Origin of the sequence: Microbacterium paraoxydans, assembly GCF_019056515.1 — a bacterium.
GTDB lineage: Bacteria > Actinomycetota > Actinomycetes > Actinomycetales > Microbacteriaceae > Microbacterium.
Genome location: NZ_CP064873.1, coordinates 2,395,019 through 2,416,590, shown reverse-complemented (window position 1 = coordinate 2,416,590; position 21,572 = coordinate 2,395,019). Strand labels below are relative to the sequence as shown.

The 21,572-nt window shown below is 69.4% G+C and carries 17 protein-coding genes; 14 read left to right on the top strand and 3 right to left on the bottom strand.

The genetic code is table 11. The features are described from left to right. The first annotated feature begins 133 nt into the window (after positions 1 to 133). The 7 genes from IZR02_RS11760 to IZR02_RS11730 are packed head-to-tail and all read left to right on the top strand — an operon-like array spanning position 134 to position 9,144. Positions 134 to 1,798 (top strand): ABC transporter substrate-binding protein, encoded by a 1,665-nt coding sequence (locus tag IZR02_RS11760; RefSeq protein WP_062764756.1) that lies wholly within the window; start codon positions 134 to 136, stop codon positions 1,796 to 1,798. Further along, complete coding sequence (locus IZR02_RS11755; protein ID WP_025105608.1) at positions 1,795 to 2,775, top strand: ABC transporter permease; 981 nt, start codon at positions 1,795 to 1,797, stop codon at positions 2,773 to 2,775. The genes IZR02_RS11760 and IZR02_RS11755 overlap by 4 nt, the downstream gene beginning before the upstream one ends. Then, a complete protein-coding gene (locus IZR02_RS11750; RefSeq protein WP_025105609.1) occupies positions 2,772 to 3,704 on the top strand; it encodes an ABC transporter permease in 933 nt (310 codons plus the stop codon). The genes IZR02_RS11755 and IZR02_RS11750 overlap by 4 nt, the downstream gene beginning before the upstream one ends. 5 nt (positions 3,705 to 3,709) lie before the next feature. Further along, positions 3,710 to 5,410: an ABC transporter ATP-binding protein gene (locus IZR02_RS11745; protein ID WP_029990120.1), complete on the top strand. Its 1,701-nt coding sequence runs from the start codon at positions 3,710 to 3,712 to the stop codon at positions 5,408 to 5,410. Positions 5,411 to 5,451: 41 nt separating this feature from the next. Next, a complete protein-coding gene (locus IZR02_RS11740) occupies positions 5,452 to 6,621 on the top strand; it encodes a glycoside hydrolase family 1 protein (protein ID WP_217316478.1) in 1,170 nt (389 codons plus the stop codon). Positions 6,622 to 6,670: 49 nt separating this feature from the next. Continuing rightward, a complete protein-coding gene (metG, locus tag IZR02_RS11735; protein WP_025105612.1) occupies positions 6,671 to 8,248 on the top strand; it encodes a methionine--tRNA ligase in 1,578 nt (525 codons plus the stop codon). Between the two features lie 17 nt (positions 8,249 to 8,265). Next, positions 8,266 to 9,144 carry a TatD family hydrolase gene (locus tag IZR02_RS11730; RefSeq protein ID WP_025105613.1) on the top strand — a complete coding sequence of 293 codons (879 nt, stop codon included), beginning with the start codon at positions 8,266 to 8,268 and terminating at the stop codon, positions 9,142 to 9,144. Here the strand turns inward: IZR02_RS11730 and IZR02_RS11725 are convergent. Next, on the bottom strand, positions 9,123 to 10,409 hold the full coding sequence (locus tag IZR02_RS11725) for an MFS transporter (RefSeq protein ID WP_025105614.1): 1,287 nt from the start codon (positions 10,407 to 10,409) through the stop codon (positions 9,123 to 9,125). The genes IZR02_RS11730 and IZR02_RS11725 overlap by 22 nt on opposite strands. Before the next feature lie 73 nt (positions 10,410 to 10,482). Here IZR02_RS11725 and rsmA point away from each other — a divergent pair, with 73 nt between their 5' ends. The 7 genes from rsmA (at position 10,483) to IZR02_RS11690 (ending at position 18,722) form a co-directional block, all read left to right on the top strand. Then, positions 10,483 to 11,352: a 16S rRNA (adenine(1518)-N(6)/adenine(1519)-N(6))-dimethyltransferase RsmA gene (gene rsmA, locus IZR02_RS11720; RefSeq protein ID WP_025105615.1), complete on the top strand. Its 870-nt coding sequence runs from the start codon at positions 10,483 to 10,485 to the stop codon at positions 11,350 to 11,352. Between the two features lie 9 nt (positions 11,353 to 11,361). Further along, on the top strand, positions 11,362 to 12,429 hold the full coding sequence (gene mgrA, locus IZR02_RS11715; protein WP_025105616.1) for an L-glyceraldehyde 3-phosphate reductase: 1,068 nt from the start codon (positions 11,362 to 11,364) through the stop codon (positions 12,427 to 12,429). Between the two features lie 7 nt (positions 12,430 to 12,436). After that, positions 12,437 to 13,369 (top strand): 4-(cytidine 5'-diphospho)-2-C-methyl-D-erythritol kinase, encoded by a 933-nt coding sequence (locus IZR02_RS11710; RefSeq protein ID WP_025105617.1) that lies wholly within the window; start codon positions 12,437 to 12,439, stop codon positions 13,367 to 13,369. 120 nt (positions 13,370 to 13,489) lie between these two features. Further along, positions 13,490 to 14,503, top strand: coding sequence for a LacI family DNA-binding transcriptional regulator (locus IZR02_RS11705; RefSeq protein ID WP_025105618.1), 1,014 nt, complete (start codon positions 13,490 to 13,492; stop codon positions 14,501 to 14,503). Positions 14,504 to 14,563: 60 nt separating this feature from the next. Next, a complete protein-coding gene (gene mmsA / locus IZR02_RS11700; RefSeq protein WP_438803943.1) occupies positions 14,564 to 16,177 on the top strand; it encodes a multiple monosaccharide ABC transporter ATP-binding protein in 1,614 nt (537 codons plus the stop codon). Further along, positions 16,174 to 17,544: a multiple monosaccharide ABC transporter permease gene (mmsB, locus tag IZR02_RS11695; protein ID WP_025105620.1), complete on the top strand. Its 1,371-nt coding sequence runs from the start codon at positions 16,174 to 16,176 to the stop codon at positions 17,542 to 17,544. The genes mmsA and mmsB overlap by 4 nt, the downstream gene beginning before the upstream one ends. Before the next feature lie 59 nt (positions 17,545 to 17,603). Next, positions 17,604 to 18,722, top strand: a complete 1,119-nt coding sequence (locus tag IZR02_RS11690) for a substrate-binding domain-containing protein (RefSeq protein WP_025105621.1) — start codon at positions 17,604 to 17,606, stop codon at positions 18,720 to 18,722. Positions 18,723 to 18,835: 113 nt separating this feature from the next. On the opposite strand, the gene IZR02_RS11685 is transcribed toward IZR02_RS11690, so the two are convergent. Together IZR02_RS11685 and IZR02_RS11680 are read right to left on the bottom strand one after the other, a co-directional pair. Further along, the gene (locus tag IZR02_RS11685; protein WP_025105622.1) at positions 18,836 to 20,017 is read right to left on the bottom strand and encodes a Cmx/CmrA family chloramphenicol efflux MFS transporter; all 1,182 of its coding nucleotides are present in this window, start codon (positions 20,015 to 20,017) and stop codon (positions 18,836 to 18,838) included. Between the two features lie 98 nt (positions 20,018 to 20,115). Beyond that, positions 20,116 to 21,522: an HNH endonuclease signature motif containing protein gene (locus IZR02_RS11680; protein ID WP_062764752.1), complete on the bottom strand. Its 1,407-nt coding sequence runs from the start codon at positions 21,520 to 21,522 to the stop codon at positions 20,116 to 20,118. Between the last annotated feature and the right edge of the window lie 50 nt (positions 21,523 to 21,572).

Below are 21,572 nucleotides of genomic sequence, written 5' to 3'. Positions count from 1 at the left end.
GACGACCCCCTGGCTCATCACGGGGTTGCCGATTCAAAATGTATGCGCTTACAATCTCGTGTACGGCTTCGGCCGGCAGGACTCCCCACCCCCCGGGGCGCCCTTCATGACAGAGACGACATGAGGTCATCCAGTGGCAGAGACGCACACCTTCCGACGCTGGCGCCGCGCCGCCGTCGTGGCGCTCGCGGCCGCAGCGGTCGCGCTCAGCGGCTGCAGCATCCAGATCAGCTCGCAGCCCGACCCCTCGATCGGCGACGACACGATGCTCATCAACGCCGACAAGGGCAACCCGTTCTTCACGCAGAACTTCAACCCCTACCTCACGAACACCCGGACGGCCTCGCGGTGGATCTACGAGCCGCTCATCCTGGTGAACCCGCTCGACGGTGAGCTCACCCCGTGGCTCGCGTCCGAGTGGACCCAGCCCGACGCCCGCACGATCGTGATGACGGTCCGCGACGGCGTGGAGTGGAGCGACGGCGAGCCTTTCACCCCGGAGGACGTGGCCTTCACGTTCCAGCTCATCAAGGACGAGCCTTCGCTCGACATCAAGGGCGCGTGGCAGCACATCGACCGCATCGAGGTCGACGGCGACGACGTGGTGTTCCACCTCCAGGGCGAGGACGCGCCGTCGCTCTCGATCCTCGGGCAGACCATGATCGTCCCCGAGCACCTGTGGGCCGACGTGGAGGACCCGGCCACCTGGCGCAACGAGGAGCCGGTCGGCACCGGCCCGTTCGTGCTCGGGAACTACAACGACCAGCAGTACTCGATGGACCGCAACCCCGACTACTGGCAGGCGGACAAGATCGAGATCGAGCACATCATCCTGCCGGCCACGAACACCCAGCTCGACACCGTGACCCGCGGTTACGACTGGGGCTACTCCTTCATCTCCGACGTCGAGGGGACCTGGGGGGCGGCGAGTCCCGACAACACCTGGTGGTTCCCGCCGGGCGGCGTCATCTCGCTCGTGCCCAACCTCGAGGTCGCCCCGTTCGACGACGTGAACGTCCGTCGCGGCATCGCGCTCGCGCTCGACCGGGAGGAGATCGCCGAGACCGCCTCCGAGGGGTACATGCAGCCCGCAGGGCAGACCGGCCTCATCCTGCCCAACCAGGAGAAGTACCTCGACCCGGAGATCCCGGACCAGGGCATGCTCGCGCAGGACCGCGACGCCGCGCTCGCGGCGTTCGCCGAGTCCGGGTACACCCTGCAGGGCGATCAGCTCGTCGGCCCGGACGGCGGGCAGCTCGCGTTCTCGCTGACCACGGCCAACGGATACTCCGACTGGACGCGCGCCGCCCAGACCGTGCAGCGCCAGCTCGCGGACGTCGGCGTCAAGGTGTCGCTCAAGCTCCCGCAGCCCGCCGGCTACCAGAGCGCGATCGGCACCGGCGACTTCGAGATGGCGATCGGCGGCATGGGCAACGGCGACGTGTACCAGGCCTACAACAGCCTGCTCTCCAGCGACTTCTACGTGCCGGCCGGCGAGGTCACGACCAACAACTTCGAGCGCTACCGCTCCCCGGAGGCCGACGCCCTGCTGGAGGAGTACCGCGCCACGATCGATCCCGACCGCCAGACCGAGATCGTGCACGAACTGCAGAGCATCGTCTACGAGCAGGTCCCCGTGATCGGCCTGTACTACGGCGGGATCTGGGGTCTGTTCAACGACGCGAAGTTCACCGGCTGGCCCTCCGCGGACGATCCGTACATGATCCCGCAGAACTACGACTCGGCACCGCTGGGCATCTTCACCCACCTGAAGCGCACGGACGGGGGAGACCAGTGAAGTACGTCCTCCAGAAGATCGGCTTGTTCCTGCTCACCCTGTGGGCCGCGATCACCCTGAACTTCTTCCTCCCGCGACTCATGCCCGGCTCTCCCGCCGACGCCGCGATCGCGAAGCTCTCCCAGAACGGTCCGGTCTCCGACGCCACGCGCGCCGCGATCGAGGCGCAGCTCGGAGTGCCGACCGGATCGATGTGGGACCAGTACGTGGCCTACCTCGGCCAGGTCGTGCGACTCGACTTCGGCGTCTCGTACACGTTCTACCCGCAGACCGTGTCGAGCATGGTCTCCACCGCGCTGCCGTACACGCTCGGCCTCGTCGGCATCGTCACGATCCTCGCCTTCGTGATCGGCACCCTCATCGGCGTGATGGCCGCCTGGAGGCGCGGCACGTGGCTGGACTCCCTGCCGACGCTGACCGGGTCGTTCCTCAGTACGTTCCCGTACTTCTGGACGGCGCTGCTGCTGCTGTTCTTCCTCGGCTACGTGCTGCACTGGTTCCCGACCACCGGCGCCTACTCGGCGACGACCACCCCGGGCTTCACCTGGGACTTCATCGTCGACCTCGTCCGGCACGCGTTCCTGCCGGCGCTGACGATCCTGCTCACCTCCCTCGGCGGCTGGATCATCGGCATGCGCAACGCGATGATCAATACCCTCGGCGAGGACTACATCACCTTCGGCGAGGCGAACGGCCTCCGCGGCCGCACGATCGCCCTCCGCTACGCGGCCCGCAACGCGATCCTGCCGAACCTCACCGGCTTCGGGCTCACGCTCGGCGGCGTGGTGGGCGGCTCGATCCTCGTCGAGCAGGTGTTCGGTTATCCGGGCATCGGCTACCTGCTGTTCAACGCCGTGATCGGGCAGGACTACCCGCTCATGCAGGCGCTCTTCCTGATGATCACCGTGAGCGTGCTCATCGCCAACTTCCTCGTGGACATCCTCTACGGGGTTCTCGACCCGAGGACTCGCCGATGACGACCCCGAACCCCACCCCCAGCACCGTGACCGTCAAGGTCCCCACCGCCCGCATCGCGGCGCCCAGCCCGTGGCGCGCCTTCGGCCGCATGGTCGGCACCCTGTGGTCCAACGGCAAGGCCCGCATCGGCCTCTGCCTCCTCGCGTTCTTCGTGCTCGTCGCCGTGTTCGCCCCGCTCCTGGCTCCGTACGGCCCGAAGGAGAACGGGTTCCCGCGCAACGCCGACGCCTCGTGGGAGCACTGGCTCGGCACGACCGCGGCCGGGGAGGACGTGCTCAGCCAGCTCATCTACGGTGCCCAGGTCAGCCTCCTCGTGGGCTTCGCGGCCGGGCTCCTCTCCACGATCGTGGCCGTGCTGATCGGTCTGAGCTGGGGCTACATGCGCGGCTTCGCGGGCGAGGTCGTCGGGTTCATCGTGAACCTCTTCCTCGTGATCCCGGGCCTGCCGCTGATGATCGTGATCGCGGCCTACCTGCAGAACGGCGGCATCCTCATGATCATCGCCGTGATCGTCGTGACCGGCTGGGCCTGGGGTGCCCGCGTGCTGCGCAGCCAGACCCAGTCCCTGCGCGGCAACGACTTCGTCACCTCGGCGCAGTTCTCCGGCGACAGCAGGGCGCGGATCGTCTTCCGCGAGATCCTGCCGAACATGACGTCGATCATCGCCGGCACCCTCTTCGGGGCGGCGACGGCGGCGATCCTCGCGGAGGCGGGGCTGGAGTTCCTCGGTCTGGGCGACTCCAGCATCGTCAGCTGGGGCACGATGCTCTACTGGGCGCAGAACTCGAACTCCCTGCTCACCGGCCAGTGGCTGCTGCTGTTCGCGCCCGGTCTGTGCATCGCGCTGCTCGCCCTCAGCCTCACACTCATCAACTTCGGCGTGGACGGCATCTCCAATCCGCGCCTGCGCGAAGGGAAGGGCCGATGAGCGCCATGGAGCACGACGACATCCTCCTCGACGTCCAGTCACTGTCCGTGGAGTACGCCTCCCCGGGGCAGGAGCCGGTGCCGGCCGTGCGCGACGTGTCGTTCGCGCTCCGGCGCGGCGAGTTCGTCGGGCTCGTCGGCGAGTCCGGGTCGGGCAAGTCCACGCTCGGCTTCGCGCTCACGCGGCTGCAGAAGCCGCCGGCGCGCATCAGCGGCGGCCGCATCCTGTTCGACGGCCGCGACATCCGCGAGCTCGACGCCGAAGAACTGCGGCGTCAGCGGCAGGGCGGCTTCGCGATGGTGCTGCAGTCCGGCATGAACGCGCTGAACCCCGTGCGGACCGTGGGCAACCACTTCCGCGACATCTTCGCCGCGCACGGTCATGTGCCCGCCGAGCAGCGCCAGGCCAGGGCGCGGGAGCTCGTCGGCAAGGTGGGGCTCAAGCCGGAGGTGCTCGACCGATACCCCGGTGAGCTCTCCGGCGGCATGCGCCAGCGCGCGTCGATCGCCCTCGCCCTCTCGCTCGAACCCCAGCTGATGGTGTTCGACGAGCCGACGACGGCGCTCGACGTCCTCGTCCAGCACGCGGTCATGGACACGATCCAGGAGCTGCAGCGGTCCGAGCGCTTCACGGCGATCCTCATCAGCCACGACCTCGGGATCGTCCTCGAGGCGACCGACCGGGTGATGGTCATGCACGAGGGCCGCATCGTGGAGGACGCCCGCAGTCAGGACATCCTGCACCGCCCGCAGGACGAGTACACCCGGATGCTGCTGAGCCACTACGCCGACCCGCGCGCCGAGAAGATCGAGATCCCCGGGTTCGTCGATCTCGGCACCCGCCGCCGGGAGGGACGCAGCCGTACGGACGTCACCGAGACCCTGCCGACCGTGTCGCCGCGGGACGCCCGGCGGGCCGATGCCGCGATCGTGGTGGAGGGCGTGACCAAGCGCTATCCGGCACCGCGCCGCGGTCAGGACCCGGTCGTCGCGGTCGACGACGTGTCCTTCCGCCTGGAGCCGGGGGAGGCGCTGGCGCTGGTCGGTGCCTCCGGCTCGGGCAAGTCGACGATCGCCAAGATGCTCACCGGCGTCGAGAAGCCGACCTCCGGCCGCATCCGCTTCGGCGACACCGATGTCGCGTCCTTGAAGCGCCGAGGACTCCGCGACCTCCGCAAGGACGTGCAGATGGTGTTCCAGGATCCGTACGCGGCCCTGAACCCGCTGCACACCGTCGAGTACGCCCTGACCCGTCCCGTCGTGAACTACACGAGGCTGCGCGGGGCGGAGGCCAGGGCCCGGGTGCTCGAACTGCTGGAGACGGTGGGCCTCACGCCCGTCGAGCAGTTCGCCGCCAAGCTGCCGCACCAGCTCTCCGGCGGGCAGCGGCAGCGCGTGGTGATCGCCAGGGCGCTCGCGAGCGACCCGCAGGTGCTCATCGCGGACGAGCCGGTGTCGATGCTCGACGTGTCGCTCCGCGCCGGCGTGCTCGCGCTGCTGGAGGACCTCCGCGAACGGTGGGGCATCAGCATGCTCTACATCACCCACGATCTGCTGAGCGCGCGGCTCGTCACCGAGAACATCCTCGTGCTCAACAGCGGCCGCGTCGTCGAGCGGGGCGAGACGTCCCAGGTGCTGCAGCATCCGGAGGACCCGTACACGGTCGAACTGCTCGACGCCGTGCCGAACCCCGCCCGCGCCCGCTGACGCGCACCGAACGACTGCAAGAAAGAGAGAGGAGCGCATCCGTGCTCGCATTCCCCGACGGCTTCCTCTGGGGCGCCGCGACCGCCGCCCATCAGGTGGAGGGCAACAACACCACGAGCAACTGGTGGGCGATGGAACACGCCCCCGACTCGCCCATGGTCGAGCCCTCCGGTGACGCCGCCGATCACTTCCACCGCTACCCGGAGGACATGCGGCTGCTCGCCGAGGCCGGGCTGAACTCCTACCGGTTCTCGGTTGAGTGGGCGCGGATCGAGCCGGAGCGCGGGTTCGTCTCACGGGCGATGCTCGACCACTACCGCCGCATGATCGACACCGCCAGGGAGAGCGGGCTGGACCCGACGGTCACCCTCATGCACTTCACGGTGCCGCAGTGGTTCCAGAAGGACGGCTTCTGGCGTGCCGACGACGCGGTGGACCTGTTCTCCCGCTATGTGGAGACCGTGCTGCCGATCCTCGACGGCGTGCGCTACGTGTGCACCATCAACGAGCCGAACATCGCGGCGATGCTGGCCGGGGGCGAGGACGCGGCGAACCTCGTCGCCTACGGCCTGCCGAATCCGGACCTCGGCGTCGCGGACACCCTGCTGACGGCCCACCGGCGCGCGTCCGAGATCCTGCACACGGTTCCCGGGGTGCAGGCGGGCTGGACGATCGCCACCCAGGCCTTCCACTCCACGGGCGAGCCCGGCGCCGACGAGATGCTCGCGACGTACGGCGACCCGCGCGACCACTGGTACCTGGAGCAGTCCGCCGGAGACGACTTCGTGGGCGTGCAGGCCTACACCCGCACGTTCATCGGTCCGGAGGGGCCACTGCCGGTGTCACCGGACGTGGAGACGACGCTCACGGGCTGGGAGTTCTTCCCCGAGGCCCTCGAGCTGGGCGTCCGGAGCGCGTGGGAGCGCAGCGGCGGCGTCCCCGTGCTCGTCACGGAGAACGGCATCGCCACGGCCGACGACAGCCGGCGCATCGCCTACACGCAGGGCGCGCTGGAGGGGCTGCATCGCGCGATCGCCGACGGCATCGACGTGCGGGCCTACCAGCACTGGAGTGCGCTCGACAACTACGAGTGGGCCAGTGGCTTCCGGCCCACGTTCGGGCTGATCGGCTTCGACCACGAGACCTTCGAGCGGTTCCCGAAGCCCTCGCTGGCCTGGCTCGGCGAGGTCGCCCGCCGCAATGGGCTCTGACGAGCCGCACGGCGTAACCACGGGCATGGGGGCACCTAGAATTGTCCCCATGCCCGCTGGCGACTCCTTCTACATCACCACGCCCATCTACTACCCCTCCGATGTGCCGCACATCGGTCACGGGTACACGACGGTGGCCGTCGACACGCTCGCACGGTGGCACCGCCAGGCGGGCGACGACACCTGGATGCTGACGGGCACCGACGAGCACGGTCAGAAGATGCTGCGGGCCGCGGCCGCCAACGGCGTCACCCCGCAGGAGTGGGTCGACAAGCTCGTCAGCGAGAGCTGGTTCCCGCTGCTGAAGACCCTCGACGTCGCGAACGACGACTTCATCCGCACCACGCAGGAGCGGCACGAGACCAACGTGCAGACGTTCTTCCAGCGGCTCTACGACCGCGGGTACATCTATGCGGGCGAGTACGAGGCGCTCTACTGTGTGGGCTGCGAGGAGTTCAAGCCGGAGTCCGAGATCGTCGACGGCACCGGTCCCTTCGAGGGGCTGAAGGTCTGCGCCATCCACTCCAAGCCGCTCGAGCTGCTGCAGGAGAAGAACTACTTCTTCAAGCTCAGCGAGTTCCAGGACCGCCTGCTCGAGCTCTACAAGACCGAGCCCGACTTCGTGCGGCCCGATTCGGCGCGCAACGAGGTCGTCTCCTTCGTGAGCCAGGGCCTCAAGGACCTGTCGATCTCCCGCTCGACCTTCGACTGGGGCATCCCGCTGCCGTGGGACGAGTCGCACGTCATCTACGTGTGGGTCGACGCGCTGCTCAACTACGCCACGGCCGTCGGCTACGGCTCCGACGAGGAGACCTTCGCGCGCCGGTGGCCCGCCTACCACGTGGTCGGCAAGGACATCCTGCGCTTCCACGCTGTGATCTGGCCGGCGCTGCTGATGGCGGCGGGGCTCGATGTGCCGAAGGGCGTCTTCGCGCACGGCTGGCTGCTCGTGGGCGGCGAGAAGATGTCGAAGTCGAAGCTCACCGGCATCGCGCCGACCGAGATCACCGACGTCTTCGGTTCCGACGCGTACCGCTTCTACTTCCTGTCGGCGATCGCGTTCGGCCAGGACGGCTCGTTCTCCTGGGAGGACCTGTCCGCGCGGTACCAGGCCGAGCTCGCGAACGGCTTCGGCAACCTCGCCTCGCGCACGACCGCGATGATCGAGAAGTACTTCGAGGGCATCGTGCCGCCGGCGGCCGAGTACACCGAGGCCGACCTCGCGATCCAGCGGATCGTCGCGGACGCCGCGACGAAGGCGGACGCCGCGATCGGCCAGTTCCGCATCGACGAGGCGATCTCCGCGATCTGGACCATCGTCGACGCGCTCAACGGGTACATCACCGAGAACGAGCCGTGGGCGCTCGCCCGCGACGAGGACCAGCGCGAGCGTCTGGGCACCGTGCTCTACACGTGCGCCGAGGGGCTGCGGGCGCTGGCCGTGCTGCTGTCGCCGGTGATGCCGCAGTCGACCGAAAAGCTGTGGATCGCGCTCGGCGCCGCGGAGACCCTGGGGCGGCTGCAGGACCAGCCGATCCGCGAGGCGGGGGCCTGGGGCGTGCTGAAGCCGGGCACGAGCGTCAACGGCCTCGCGCCGCTGTTCCCGCGCGTGGAGTCCACGGCCTGACATCCGGGCAGGACACCATGGCGGAGACCTACGTGCGCGAGCGCTCGGGCGACGGGCGCAAGGACCGGACCTATCCGGCGGCCCCGGAGCCCCTCGCGGTGCCCGTGTACGACAACCACGCGCACCTCGAGATCGCCGATGGTGACCAGCCCATGTCTCTCAAGACCCAGCTCGACCGGGCGGAGGCCGTCGGCGTCATCGGCGTCGTGCAGGCGTCCGGAGACATCGAGTCGTCCCGCTGGGCGGTCGAAGCCGCCGCGTCCGACCCCCGGGTCCTCGCCGCGGTCGCCATCCACCCGAACGATGCCCCGACGTACGCGGAGGAGGGGCGCCTCGACGAGGCGCTCGCGGTCATCGACGAGCTCGCCGCCCATCCGCGCACGCGCGCGATCGGCGAGACCGGGCTCGACTTCTTCCGCACCGAACCGGAGCGCCGTGCGCCGCAGTTCGCCTCCTTCGAGGCGCACATCGCGCTCGCGAAGAAGCACGGCATCGCGATGCAGATCCACGACCGGGATGCGCACGAGGCCGTGCTGGAGACGCTGACGCGGGTCGGGGCCCCCGAGCGCACCGTGTTCCACTGTTTCTCCGGCGACGAGGCGATGGCTCGGGTGTGCGCCGACGCGGGCTACTACCTGTCATTCGCCGGGAACGTGACGTTCAAGAACGCGCAGAACCTGCGCGACGCGCTGAAGGTCACCCCGCTCGATCGCCTCCTCGTCGAGACGGACGCTCCGTTCCTCACGCCGGTCCCGCTGCGGGGCCGCCCGAACGCGCCGTATCTCGTGCCGCTCACGGTGCGCTTCCTGGCCGCGGAGCTCGACTTGGACGTGGACGAGCTCTCCGCGCAGCTCGCCGAGAACACGCTGCGGGTCTACGGCTCGTTCGCCGGCTGACCCTCCGGATCGACGTCCTCGGGCCCGGTCTCGGCGACGGGCTTGGCACTGACGATGTGCGAGATGGGCTTCCACACCAGCACCAGGGTGATCGCCGCCCCGCCGAAGGCGAACCACCACGGTGCCGTCAGGCCCCAGGTCTGCGCGATGACGCCGCCGAGGGCCTGGCCGACGATCATGCCGCCGAAGACGCCGACCATGTTGACCGAGGCCACGCGCCCCTGGAGGGAAGCGGGGACGAGGCGCTGCCGGACGGTCGTGGAGATCGTGCCCCACACGAAGGCGTACGCCCCGAAGAAGAACATGATGACGAGGGCCACCGTGCCCGTGGTGGTCAGCGCGAACGCGAGATGCATGAGCACCTCGAGGGAGAGGACGATGCGCATCAGGCTCGCGAACGACACGTGCCGTTCCAGCCAGCCGAAGCTCAGCGTCGCGAGGATGCCGCCCGCCGCGGACGCCGTGGTGAGCGCGCCGTAACCCACGGGCCCCATCTGCAGGTGCTCGGTGGCGTAGAGCACGAGCACGCCCCAGGGCGCGGCCCAGGTCACGTTGAAGACGAGGATGATGAGCACGAGCATGCGCACCGGCGGATTGCGCCACAGCCAGCGCAGACCCTCCGCGATGTCGGTGTGCACCGGCGGGTGGGTCTCGGTCTCCCGCGGCGGGACGGGCGTGCGGGCCATGCGGGAGATGAGGACGATCGCGAGCGTCACGCACAGCACCTCGACGAGGAACGGCCATGCGCTCCCGGCGGCGAAGAGGAACGCGCCCAGCGGCGGCCCGGCGAACTGGTTGGCGACGAGATACCCGGCCTGCAGGCGCGCGTTCCCGATACCGAGGTCTGCCGGCTTCACGAGCATCGGCAGCAATGTGCTCCCCGCGGTGTCGACGAAGACCTCGGCGGTGCCGTAGAGGAACGCGACGGCGAGGACGATCCCGATGTTCGCGGTTCCCGTCACGAGGAACACACAGAGGGCCGCGAGCACGACGGCGCGCACGGCGTTGGCGGTCATCACCAGGCGCCGCCGATCGAAGCGGTCGGCGATGGCCCCCGCGTGCAGTCCGAAGAGCAGCCACGGTAGGAACTGCAGGATGGCGCCGGAGGCCACGAGGATCGGCGACGACGTCATCGACGCGATGAGCAGGGGAGCGGCGGCCAGCGCCACACCGTCTCCGATGTTGCTCGTCCACGACGACGCGAGCAGCCAGCGGAAATCCCTGCCCAGGCGCCGCGGAGCGATCAGTTCACCGAGGGAGGGCACCTCCGAAGGATAGCGATGATCACGGACATCACCCAGGAACCGGGCACGGCCCGTCATCCGGGAGAATGGGACCATGACCGTCACCTTGCTCGGGGCCACCGAGATCCGCCGTCTGGCCGCCGAGCTCGATGTCACCCCCACCAAGAAGCTCGGACAGAACTTCGTCGTCGACGCGAACACCGTCCGCAAGATCGTCCAGGCCGCCCGTGTACAGCCGGGGGAGCGGGTGGTCGAGGTCGGACCGGGACTCGGGTCGCTGACCCTCGCGATCCTCGAGGCGGGGGCCGCCGTCACCGCCGTGGAGATCGACCACCGCCTGGCCGCCCGCCTGCCGCAGACCGCCGACGAGCACGGCGTGCCGGAGGGGATGCTCACGGTGGTCGACGCGGACGCCCTCCGCGTCACGGAGCTGCCCGGCGAGCCGACCGTCCTCGTCGCGAATCTGCCGTACAACGTGTCGGTGCCGGTCCTGCTGCACTTCCTGGAGACGTTCCCGTACCTGCAGCGGGGCGTCGTGATGGTGCAGGCGGAGGTGGCCGAGCGGCTCGCCGCGAAGCCGGGGTCGAAGATCTACGGCTCGCCGAGCGTCAAGGCCGCCTGGTACGGCGAGTGGAAGCTCACCGGGAACGTCTCCCGCCAGGTGTTCTGGCCGGTGCCGAACGTCGACAGCCTCCTCGTCGGCTTCGACCGCTCCGAGGGCGAGCGCGGCCCGGTGGAGGAGCGCCGGCGCACCTTCGCCATCGTGGACGCGGCCTTCAACCAGCGGCGCAAGATGCTCCGGCAGGCCCTCTCCGGCCTCTTCGGCAGCTCCGCCGCGGCGACGGAGGTGCTCACCGCCGCCGGCGTCGCGCCGACCGCCCGCGGGGAGGACCTCACGGTCGACGACTACCAGCGGATCGCCCAGCACGCAACGGCGATCGAGGGTTCCGGCATCAGCGGCTAATCTGGCACGGTGACCGACTCCCCCCGCTTCCGCCCCGACGTCCCCGAACTGCACCGTCCGTACGCCGCCGACGAGGGCCGCTACGGACGGTTCGCCTACCGTCAGGTGGGCGCCTCCGGCCTCTACCTGCCCCCGATCTCGCTGGGCCTCTGGTGGAACTTCGGCGACAACATCCCGCTCGACAACCAGCGGGCGCTCCTGCGTCACGCGTTCGACAACGGGATCACGCACTTCGACCTGGCGAACAACTACGGCCCGCCGTACGGCTCGGCCGAGAAGAACTTCGGCCGCATCTTCGCGGAGGACCTACGTCCGTACCGCGACGAGCTGATCATCTCGTCGAAGGCCGGCTGGGACATGTGGCCCGGACCGTACGGCGACTACGCGAGCCGGAAGTACATCCTCGCCAGCGCCGAGCAGTCGCTCACCCGCATGGGGCTGGACTACGTCGACATCTTCTACTCCCACCGTGTCGATCCGGTCACCCCGATCGCCGAGACCATCGGCGCGCTCGACACCCTCGTCCGCCAGGGCAAGGCGCTGTACGTCGGCATCTCCTCGTACAGCGCGGAGCGCACGGCCGAGGCCGTCGCCGTGGCGAAGGAGCTGGGGACGCCCCTGGTCATCCACCAGCCCGCGTACTCGATCCTCAACCGCTGGATCGAGGACGGCCTCACGCAGACCCTGGAGGAGTCGGGCCTCGGCGCCATCGCCTTCACCCCGCTCGCCCAGGGGCTGCTCACCGACAAGTACCTCGGCGACGGCACGGCCGAGCGCGCACAGCAGCGCGGTTCGCTGCCGAACGGCAAGCTGTCCGAGGACGCGGTCCAGACCCTCCGGGCGCTGAACGAGGTCGCGCAGGGCCGGGGGCAGTCGCTCGCGCAGCTCGCGCTGCAGTGGACGCTGCGCACCCCGGTCGTCGCCTCGGCGCTCATCGGCGCCTCCCGGACGGAGCAGCTCGACGAGAACCTCGCCGCCCTCGACGGTCCCGCGTTCACCGACGAGGAGCTCCGCCGCATCGACGAGCTCGCGGGCGCCATCGACGTGAACCTGTGGGCGACCTCCTCGGACCTGTGACCCGCTCATGAGCCTCGCCACGTCCTCCGGGTCCGTGCACGTGCGCGCGCCGGGGAAGATCAACGTCTACCTCGGTGTCGGCGGGCGCCATGACGACGGCTATCACGCCCTCGCGACGGTCTTCCAGGCGGTGTCGCTGTACGAGGACGTGATCGCCCGCGAGTCCGACGACTTCTCGATCACGGTGACCGGGGTGGAGGACGACGGCTCGGTTCCGCTCGACGACCGGAACCTCGCGATGCGGGCCGCCAAGCTGCTGGCGACGGCGACGGATCACCCCGGCGGGGTCGCGCTGCAGATCCGGAAGAGCGTCCCGGTCGCCGGCGGTATGGGCGGGGGCTCCGCGGACGCCGCGGCCGCCCTGGTCGCCTGCGACGCGCTGTGGGGCACGGGACTCTCCGCGGCGCGCTTGCACGATCTCGCGGCCCGGCTCGGTGCGGATGTCCCCTTCGCGCTGCACGGCGGCACCGCCGTGGGCACCGGTCGCGGCGATCAGCTGAACCCGGCGCTCGCCCGCGGGCGCTTCGACTGGCTGCTCGTGACCAGCGACGAGGGGCTGTCCACGCCCGCCGTGTACACCCGGCTCGACGAGCTGCGCGAGGAGGAGGGGGCGCTCGCCGACGATCCGCCGCTCTCGCTCGACGTGCCGATCCCGGTGCTGCAGGCGCTGCGCACCGGAGACGCCTGGCAGCTCGCCGACGCGCTCCACAACGACCTCCAGGCGGCCGCGCTCGACCTGCGACCGGATCTGGCGCAGACCATCGAACGCGGGGTCGCGGCCGGTGCGCTGCACGGTCTCGTGTCCGGTTCCGGGCCCACCGTGGCCCTCCTCTGCGCGGATCCCGAGTCCGCGCAGGCGGTGCAGACGACCCTCCGCGAGGACGGGCTCGATCCGCTGCACGTGCACGGCGCCGTCCCCGGAGCCCGCATCATCGGCTGAGCCTGCCCGATTCCCTCGCGTCCGCGCGGCGAGGAGCGTGCGCGCGGTCGAGGTGCACCCGGCGGGTCATCGCAGACATAATGAAGTAGTCATGTGACCGTGCACACGCGAGGAGGCTGGATGTCCACCTCCTCCGAGCGTGCCCGCATGCCGAGCATCCGCGACGTCGCCCGCCTCGCCGGCGTCTCGCATCAGACCGTCTCCCGGGTGCTCAACGACCATCCCAGCATCCGCCCGGAGACGAAGGCGAAGGTGCTCGACGCGATCGCCGTGCTGGACTACCGTCCCAATCTCGCGGCGCGCGCGCTCGTGACGAGCAAGTCGAACATGCTCGGCATCCTGTCCGCGACCATCGGGGAGTTCGGGCCGACGTCTTCCATCGCCGGCATCGAGGACGCGGCGCGCGAGGAGGGGTACTCCGTCTCCACGCTCAACCTCCCCGCGACCACGCCGGAGGCTATCGGCAACGCGGTCCGCCAGCTCGAACGCGAGCAGGTCGACGGCATCGTGGTGCTCGCGCCGCAGGTGCGCGTCTTCCATGTCCTGCGCGGCATGAACGTCACCATGCCCTTCGTGACCCTGCAGACCGCCTCGGGATCGGACGGCGTCAGCCTCTCCGCCGACCAGGTGGCGGGGGCGAAGGCGGCGACCGAGCACCTGATCGCGCTGGGGCACAGCGACATCCTCCACCTCGCCGGGCCGCAGGACTGGATCGAGGCGGAGTCCCGGATGCGCGGGTATCTGGATGCGCTCCGCGACGCCGACCTGCCCACGTTCCCGCCGATCCGCGGGGACTGGACGGCCGACTTCGGGTACTTCGCCGGCAAGGAGCTCTCGCTGCGGCGCGACTTCACGGCGGTGTTCGCGGCCAACGACCTCATGGCCATCGGGCTGCTGCACGGATTCCGCGACGCCGGGCTGCGCGTGCCGCACGACGTGAGCGTGATCGGCTTCGACGACATCCCGGTTGCCGCGCACGTGGCGCCGACGCTGAGCACGGTGCACCAGGACTTCCCCGAGCTCGGGCGGCGCGCCGTGCGCATCCTCCTCGCCGAGATCCGGGGCGAGAAGGCCCCCGCGTTCGGCCCGCTGCAGACCCTCCTGCGGGCGCGCGAATCCGCTGCATCACGGTAGCGACACGAAAACACGCCGCGGACTTGACACCGCTCCCGCGGAAGACGACGATATACCGATGTGAACGGTCACATCGAAGGTGACCGCACGTCGCGAGGAAGATCCGTGAGCACCACAGCAACGTTGCCGACCGTGTCAGGCCCGATCCTGGAGATGCGCCGCATCACCAAGGAGTTCCCGGGAGTCAAGGCGCTCGCCGACGTCTCGATCACCGTCCGCGCCGGCGAGATCCACGCGATCTGCGGCGAGAACGGCGCCGGGAAGTCGACGCTGATGAAGGTCCTCTCGGGGGTGTACCCGTACGGCACGTACGACGGCGAGATCCTCCTGTACGGCCAGGAGCAGCGCTTCAAGGACATCGCGGCCAGCGAGCAGGCCGGCATCGTCATCATCCACCAGGAGCTCGCGCTCATCCCGGAGCTCTCGGTCACCGAGAACATCTTCCTCGGCAACGAGATCCGTCGCTTCGGCCGCATCGACTGGCAGGCGCAGAAGGAGCGCACCATCGAGCTCCTCGCCCGCGTCGGCCTGGACGAGGACCCGGACGTGCCGATCAAGACCCTCGGCGTCGGCAAGCAGCAGCTCATCGAGATCGCCAAGGCGCTGAACAAGGACGTCAAGCTGCTCATCCTCGACGAGCCCACCGCCGCGCTCAACGAGAACGACTCGCAGCACCTCCTCGACCTGATCCTCGGGCTCAAGGCCAAGGGCATCGCGTCGATCATGATCAGCCACAAGCTCAACGAGATCGAGCAGATCGCCGACGAGATCACGATCATCCGCGACGGCCGCACGGTGGAGACGCTGGACATCTCCCGCGGCGAGATCAACGAGGACCGCATCATCCGCGGCATGGTCGGCCGGTCGCTGGAGAGCCGCTACCCGGACCGCACGCCGGAGATCGGCGAGGTGTTCTTCGAGGTCAAGGACTGGTGGGTGCAGCACCCGACCGTCCCGGAGCGCATGGTCGTGAAGGGCTCGAGCATCAACGTCCGCCGCGGCGAGGTGGTGGGCATCGCCGGCCTCATGGGCGCCGGCCGCACCGAGCTGGCGATGAGCATCTTCGGCCGCTCCTACGGCACGTTCCTCTCCGGCACGCTCGTCAAGGACGGCCAGGAGATCGAGCTCCCCGACGTCGCCGCCGCGATCAAGCACGGCCTCGCCTACGTCAGCGAGGACCGCAAGGTGCTCGGCCTCAACCTGCTCGACACCATCAAGCGGTCCATCGTCGCGGCGAAGCTCTCCAAGATCGCGCACAACGGCGTCGTCGACTCCCGCGAGGAGTTCTCGGTGGCGGAGCGCTACCGCAAGGCGCTGCGCATCAAGACCCCGTCGGTCGAGGAGGGCGTCGGCAAGCTCTCCGGAGGCAACCAGCAGAAGGTCGTGCTGGCGAAGTGGATGTTCACGGACCCCGACCTGCTGATCCTCGACGAGCCCACCCGCGGCATCGACGTCGGCGCCAAGTACGAGATCTACGCGATCATCAACGAGCTCGCCGCCCAGGGCAAGGGCGTGATCGTCATTTCCAGCGAGCTGCCCGAGCTGCTCGGCATCTCCGACCGCATCTACACCGTGTTCGAAGGCCGGGTCACCGACTGCATCCCGGCCGACCAGGCGACCCCCGAAGACCTCATGCGCAGCATGACCTCCGCGACCCAGAAAGCATCCGCATGACCACCGACTCGACCACCGCGAAGCGCGGCTTCCACTTCAAGGACATCACGAAGATGTTCGGGGGAGGGCAGTCGACCCTCCGTCAGTTCGGCATCCTCGGCAGCCTCGTCGTCATCCTCGTCGTCTTCCAGGTGCTGACGTGGATCTTCAAGGGCACCGGCCTCACGCTGTCCTCCGGCAACCTCATCAACGTCGTCAACCAGTACTCGTACATCCTGATCCTGGCGATCGGCATGGTGATGGTCATCATCATGGGGCACATCGACCTCTCGGTCGGATCCGTCGCCGCGTTCACGGGCATCGTCGTGGCGAAGGCCATGCAGGACTGGAACCTCCCCTGGCCGCTGGGCATCCTCCTCGGTCTCGGTGTCGGCGTGCTCGTCGGCGCCTGGCAGGGGTTCTGGGTCGCCTACGTCGGGGTGCCGGCGTTCATCGTGACGCTGGCCGGCATGCTGTTCTTCCGCGGTGCGAACCAGGCGGTGGGCGACTCGCAGTCGGTGCCCGTGCCGGAGGGCTTCAAGATCATCGGCGCCGGCTACCTGCCGGAGATCGCCCTGCCGCTTCCGTTCAACATCCCGACCATGCTGCTGGCGCTCGCCGGCGTCGCATGGATCGTCTTCTGGGAGATCCGCACCCGGCGCATCCAGCGCAAGATGGGCTCCGACATGGCGCCGCTGTGGGTGAGCGTGACGAAGGTCGTCCTCATCTCGGCCGTCATCCTCGTCGCCGGCTGGCTGTTCGCCACCGGACGGGAGGGCACGAGCTTCCCGATCTCTGGCGTCATCCTCCTCGCTCTCGTCATCCTCTACTCGTTCATCACGAACAACACCGTCTTCGGCCGTCACATCTACGCGGTCGGCGGCAACCGCCAGGCGGCGCGCCTCTCGGGCGTGAAGGACCGCTGGGTCGACTTCTTCGTGATGATGAACATGTCGGTCCTCGCCTCGCTCGCCGGCATGATCTACGTCGCCAGGGCGACCGCGTCCGGCCCGCAGGACGGCAACGGGTGGGAGCTCGACGCGATCGCCTCCGTCTTCATCGGCGGCGCGGCCGTCTCCGGCGGCATCGGCACGGTGATCGGCTCGATCATCGGTGGTCTCGTGATGGCGTTCCTGAACAACGGCCTCGCGCTGCTCGGCGCCGGTGCCGACGTCGTCTCTATGATCAAGGGCCTCGTGCTCCTCTTCGCCGTCGGCGTCGACGTGTGGAACAAGCAGCAGGGCCGTCCGTCGATCATCGGGTTCCTCACGCGCCGTCTCGGCCGCAAGCAGGATCCGGCCACCGACACGTTCGATCCCACGAAGACGAACTACCCCACCAGTCAGAAGTACGAAGCCCCCGCCGTCGAGGAGACGCGCGGAAAGTAAGGGCCGCGTCGCGCAACGCAGGCGCGACGGGACCTGCACACACCAGAGAAAGAGATCACATGAAGAAGATCCTTCTGTCGGCGACAGCGCTTGTCGTCGCGGGCGCATTCGCCCTCACCGGCTGCTCCTCGGAGCGCGGCGGTGACTCGGGTTCGGGGTCGGGCGAGGAGGCCTCCTCGGGCTTCGACGCCGGCTCCACGATCGGTGTCGCTCTGCCCGACAAGACCTCGGAGAACTGGGTCCTGGCCGGTCAGCTGTTCACCGACGGCCTCGAGAAGGCCGGCTTCAAGGCGGACGTGCAGTACGCGCCCGCCAGCAACACGGTCGCCGAGCAGCAGAACCAGATCCAGGCGATGGTCACCGGTGGCGCCAAGGTCATCATCATCGGCGCCAAGGACGGCAAGCAGCTCACCACGCAGGTGGAGGCCGCGCGCGACGCCGGTGTCGCGGTCATCGCCTACGACCGTCTCATCGAGAACACCGACGCGGTGGACTACTACGTCGCCTTCGACAACTTCGAGGTCGGCAAGCTCCAGGGCCAGGCGCTGCTCGACGGGCTCGCCGAGCGCGCGGATCACGAGGCGCCGTACAACATCGAGCTGTTCTCGGGCTCGCCGGACGACGCCAACTCGGCGGTGTTCTTCAACGGGGCGATGGAGGTGCTGCAGCCGAAGATCGACGACGGCACGCTGAACGTCGTCTCCGGGCAGACCGAGATCTCCCAGACGGCGACCGAGGGCTGGAAGCCGGAGAACGCCCAGCGCCGGATGGACTCGATCCTCACGTCGAGCTACGGCTCGGAGACCCTCGACGGCGTCCTGTCCCCGAACGACACCCTCGCCCGCGCCATCATCACCTCGGCGCAGCAGGCCGGCAAGCCCGTCCCGGTGGTCACCGGTCAGGACTCCGAGGTCGAGTCGGTGAAGTCGATCATGGAGGGCGTGCAGTACTCCACGATCAACAAGGACACCACGCTGCTCGTGGAGCAGGCCATCAAGATGGTCGGTCAGCTCCAGAAGGGTGACGAGGTCGACGTCAACGACACCGACCAGTACGACAACGGCAAGAAGGTCGTCCCGGCCTACCTGCTCCCGCCGGTCATCGTGACCAAGGAGAACGCGGCCGAGGCGTACGCCAACGTCCCGAGCCTCCTCGAGATCGTGAAGTCGTACGAGTAAGGACGAGTGAGACCGTCCCCGTTCCTCGCGAACGACGGACACGCCACGACGAGCCGTCCGGACCTTCGGGTCCGGGCGGCTCGTCGCCGTTGCGGCGCGTCCCCGTCCTGTCTTCAGTCGACCGGCCCCCATCGCCGCGTCGCCAGGGCGAGGAGGAGCGCCGCCATCGTCAGCGTGGCCGCGAGAGCGACGGGGGAGAGCGCACCCGCCCCGCTCGCGAGGGCCCACGCTCCCGACGCCGGTCCGATCACAGCGCCGATGTTCAAGGCCGCGGTGGCGTAGGACCCTCCCATGGTCGGGGCGCCGGAGGCGGCATACAGCACCCGGGCGATCAGTGTGCTTCCGACGCCGAAGGAAGCCATCCCCTGTACGAAGACGAGCAACAGCAGGGGTATCGGCTGCGTCGCGACCGCCGCCAGGACGATCCAGCCGCCGAGGAGCAGCGGGCCGCCGACCGCGAGGAGCACACCGGCATGCCGATCGGCGAACCGACCCGCGATGGTCACGCCGAGGAACGAGCCGATGCCGAACAGGACCAGCGCGAGCGGGACCGCAGCGTCGGGCAGGCCCGCGACCTCGGTGACGATCGGCGCGAGGAACGTGAAGACCGCGAAGGTCCCCGCGTTCACCAGGGCCGCCAGGGTCATCGCGAGGGCCAGGCGCGGTGTCCCCAGGAGCGCGAGCTCCGTGCGGAGGGTCGGTTCCTTCCGGGGGAGTGGTGCCGGGGCGGGGTCGGGCTCCGTGCCCGGGATCGTCGTCGGCACGCCGCGGAGGATTCCGAGCAGCGCAGGGAGGCAGAGGAGCGCGACAGCGGCGAAGGTCGCCCGCCAGCTCAGCGCGGTGCCGAGGATGGCGCCGACAGGGACGCCGACGATGGTGGCGACGGTCGTCCCGGAGAGCAGCACCGCGAGCGCTCGTCCGGTGCGCTCGCGGGGGACGAGGAGGGTCGCCGTGCGCAGGGCGACGGCGAGGAAGCCGGCGTTCGCGAGGGCGCTGAGTATGCGCGTGACGAGCAGAAGCTCGAACAGGGACGTCACCGCGCCGACGGCATGGCAGGCGGCGAAGAGCGCGAGGCAGGCGACGAGTGTGCGGCGTGGGGGCCAGCTGCGCGCGAACGCGGCCATGGCGGGTGCGCCGATGACCATGCCGACCGCGAAGGCGGAGGTGAGGAGGCCCGCCGTGCCGACCGGGACGTCGAGCTCGTGCGCGATCGCGGGGAGGAGTCCCGCGAGCATGAATTCGGAGGTGCCCATGACGAAGACCGCCAGGGCAAGGGCATAGAGGGGGAAAGGCATCGAGTGCTCCGAGGTGAGAGGGAAGAGGAATGCTTCTCGTCACCACGGTCAGCGCCCGGCTCACCGGCGCGCGCCCGCCGGCAGGGCGGACGAAGGGATCAGCGGTTCGCGGGGCTGACGGTGTGACCGGCAGCCCCCGACCTGTCTGATTCGGGGCTCGACATGCCCTCCACTCTAGGGCTGACGGCGGGAGACCACGGAGGTTCCTCGGCGAAGGTGACGGTGTGCGGAGGCGGCGGTCGGTCGATGTAGGTCCGGCCGGTGGGGCTCGTCCACTCCAGAACGCCGCCCGGCCCCTGCTCGACGTGCCACGGGGAGTGGTGTTTGAGCATGTGATGTCGTCGGCAGAATATCGCGAGGTTGTCGTGCGCGGTCTCTCCGCCGAGCGCCGCATCGTGATTGTGATCGAGGTCACACTTCCGCGGTGCGAGGCCGCAGCCCGGGAAGCGGCAGCGTTGATCGCGGGCCCGCAGGTGTCGGCGGAGGTCTTCGCTCGGGCGATACCGGTCGACGGCCAGCAGCGCCCCGCTGATCGGGTGGGTGAGCACCCGGTCCCAGCCGCTCGCCGCGCCGGCCAGACGGCGGGCCGTGGCCGGATCGATCGGGATGACCCCGTCCAGCTCGGCGGCGAGGATCCGAGTGCCCTCTGTCGTCCGTTCCTGCTCCCCGTGCATCAGCGTCAGCACCGGCACGGTGACCTCGACGCGCGCCCGAAGCTCCGAGAGCAGCCCCTCTTCCGAGTCATGGCCCGCCGGAGCGCCGGTCAGGACGAGGTCGGCGAGCAGATCCGCGCGCAGCTGATCCACGGTCCTGTCGTCGAGGATGCTCTCCTCCGCCTCCCGACGCCGTGCCTGCGCGTTCTCCTCCCGCACGGCATGCGCCATCTGGGAGAGCCGGTCGTACATCCCGTGCACGAGCGCCGCGGGGCCACGCGCGCCGAGCTCGGCCATGCCGTCCTCGAGATCGGTCACCCAGACGCGGCGCAGCTCCCTGGCGTCACGATGTCGCTCGACGAGGGTCCGCTCCCGGAACCGGTCGGCCAGTCGGCGCACGAGTCGGCGTATCCGGTTCGGAGATTCCGCAGCGGCCACCTCGATCGCCTCCGCCGCGAAACGCGATCGGTCGTCCGGGTCATGGAGGTGAGCCCCCGCCTCCACGATCACGCGTGCATGCGCGGCGCTGATCCGCCCGGCGCCCTGAGCCTCCCAGACGGCGGGGAACCGTTCGACCAACCAGGACGCATCGGACATCCGCCGCTCGATCGTGCGGTCGCTGACGCGCTGTGCGGCCCCGATCTCCGCGGCGACCGTGCGGATCGCCATGTCGCCGCCGTCCGGATGCCGAGCCTGCCGGGCGATGTCGACCGCCAGTCGCCCCGCCATCGCGAGCAGTCCGTCGCGGGCCGCCTGCATGCTGCTCAGCGTCTTCTCCGCCGCTTCCAGCCCCTCCACCAGATCGGCGAGCATCGCCATCTGGGAGTCGGTCGCGTCGAGCAGTGCGGGCATGACGGCAGTCCATCACCGACCACCGACATTCGAACGAAGATTCGAAGGAT

What these genes read in the sequence shown, in the direction of transcription:
- IZR02_RS11710 (WP_025105617.1), top strand. Translation starts at nt 12,437, where the DNA reads ATGAGCCTCGCCACGTCCTCCGGGTCCGTGCACGTGCGCGCGCCGGGG.
- IZR02_RS11730 (WP_025105613.1), top strand. Translation starts at nt 8,266, where the DNA reads ATGGCGGAGACCTACGTGCGCGAGCGCTCGGGCGACGGGCGCAAGGAC.
- IZR02_RS11680 (WP_062764752.1), bottom strand. Translation starts at nt 21,522, where the DNA reads ATGCCCGCACTGCTCGACGCGACCGACTCCCAGATGGCGATGCTCGCC.
- metG (WP_025105612.1), top strand. Translation starts at nt 6,671, where the DNA reads ATGCCCGCTGGCGACTCCTTCTACATCACCACGCCCATCTACTACCCC.
- IZR02_RS11745 (WP_029990120.1), top strand. Translation starts at nt 3,710, where the DNA reads ATGGAGCACGACGACATCCTCCTCGACGTCCAGTCACTGTCCGTGGAG.
- IZR02_RS11705 (WP_025105618.1), top strand. Translation starts at nt 13,490, where the DNA reads ATGTCCACCTCCTCCGAGCGTGCCCGCATGCCGAGCATCCGCGACGTC.
- IZR02_RS11690 (WP_025105621.1), top strand. Translation starts at nt 17,604, where the DNA reads ATGAAGAAGATCCTTCTGTCGGCGACAGCGCTTGTCGTCGCGGGCGCA.
- rsmA (WP_025105615.1), top strand. Translation starts at nt 10,483, where the DNA reads ATGACCGTCACCTTGCTCGGGGCCACCGAGATCCGCCGTCTGGCCGCC.
- IZR02_RS11750 (WP_025105609.1), top strand. Translation starts at nt 2,772, where the DNA reads ATGACGACCCCGAACCCCACCCCCAGCACCGTGACCGTCAAGGTCCCC.
- IZR02_RS11685 (WP_025105622.1), bottom strand. Translation starts at nt 20,017, where the DNA reads ATGCCTTTCCCCCTCTATGCCCTTGCCCTGGCGGTCTTCGTCATGGGC.
- mmsB (WP_025105620.1), top strand. Translation starts at nt 16,174, where the DNA reads ATGACCACCGACTCGACCACCGCGAAGCGCGGCTTCCACTTCAAGGAC.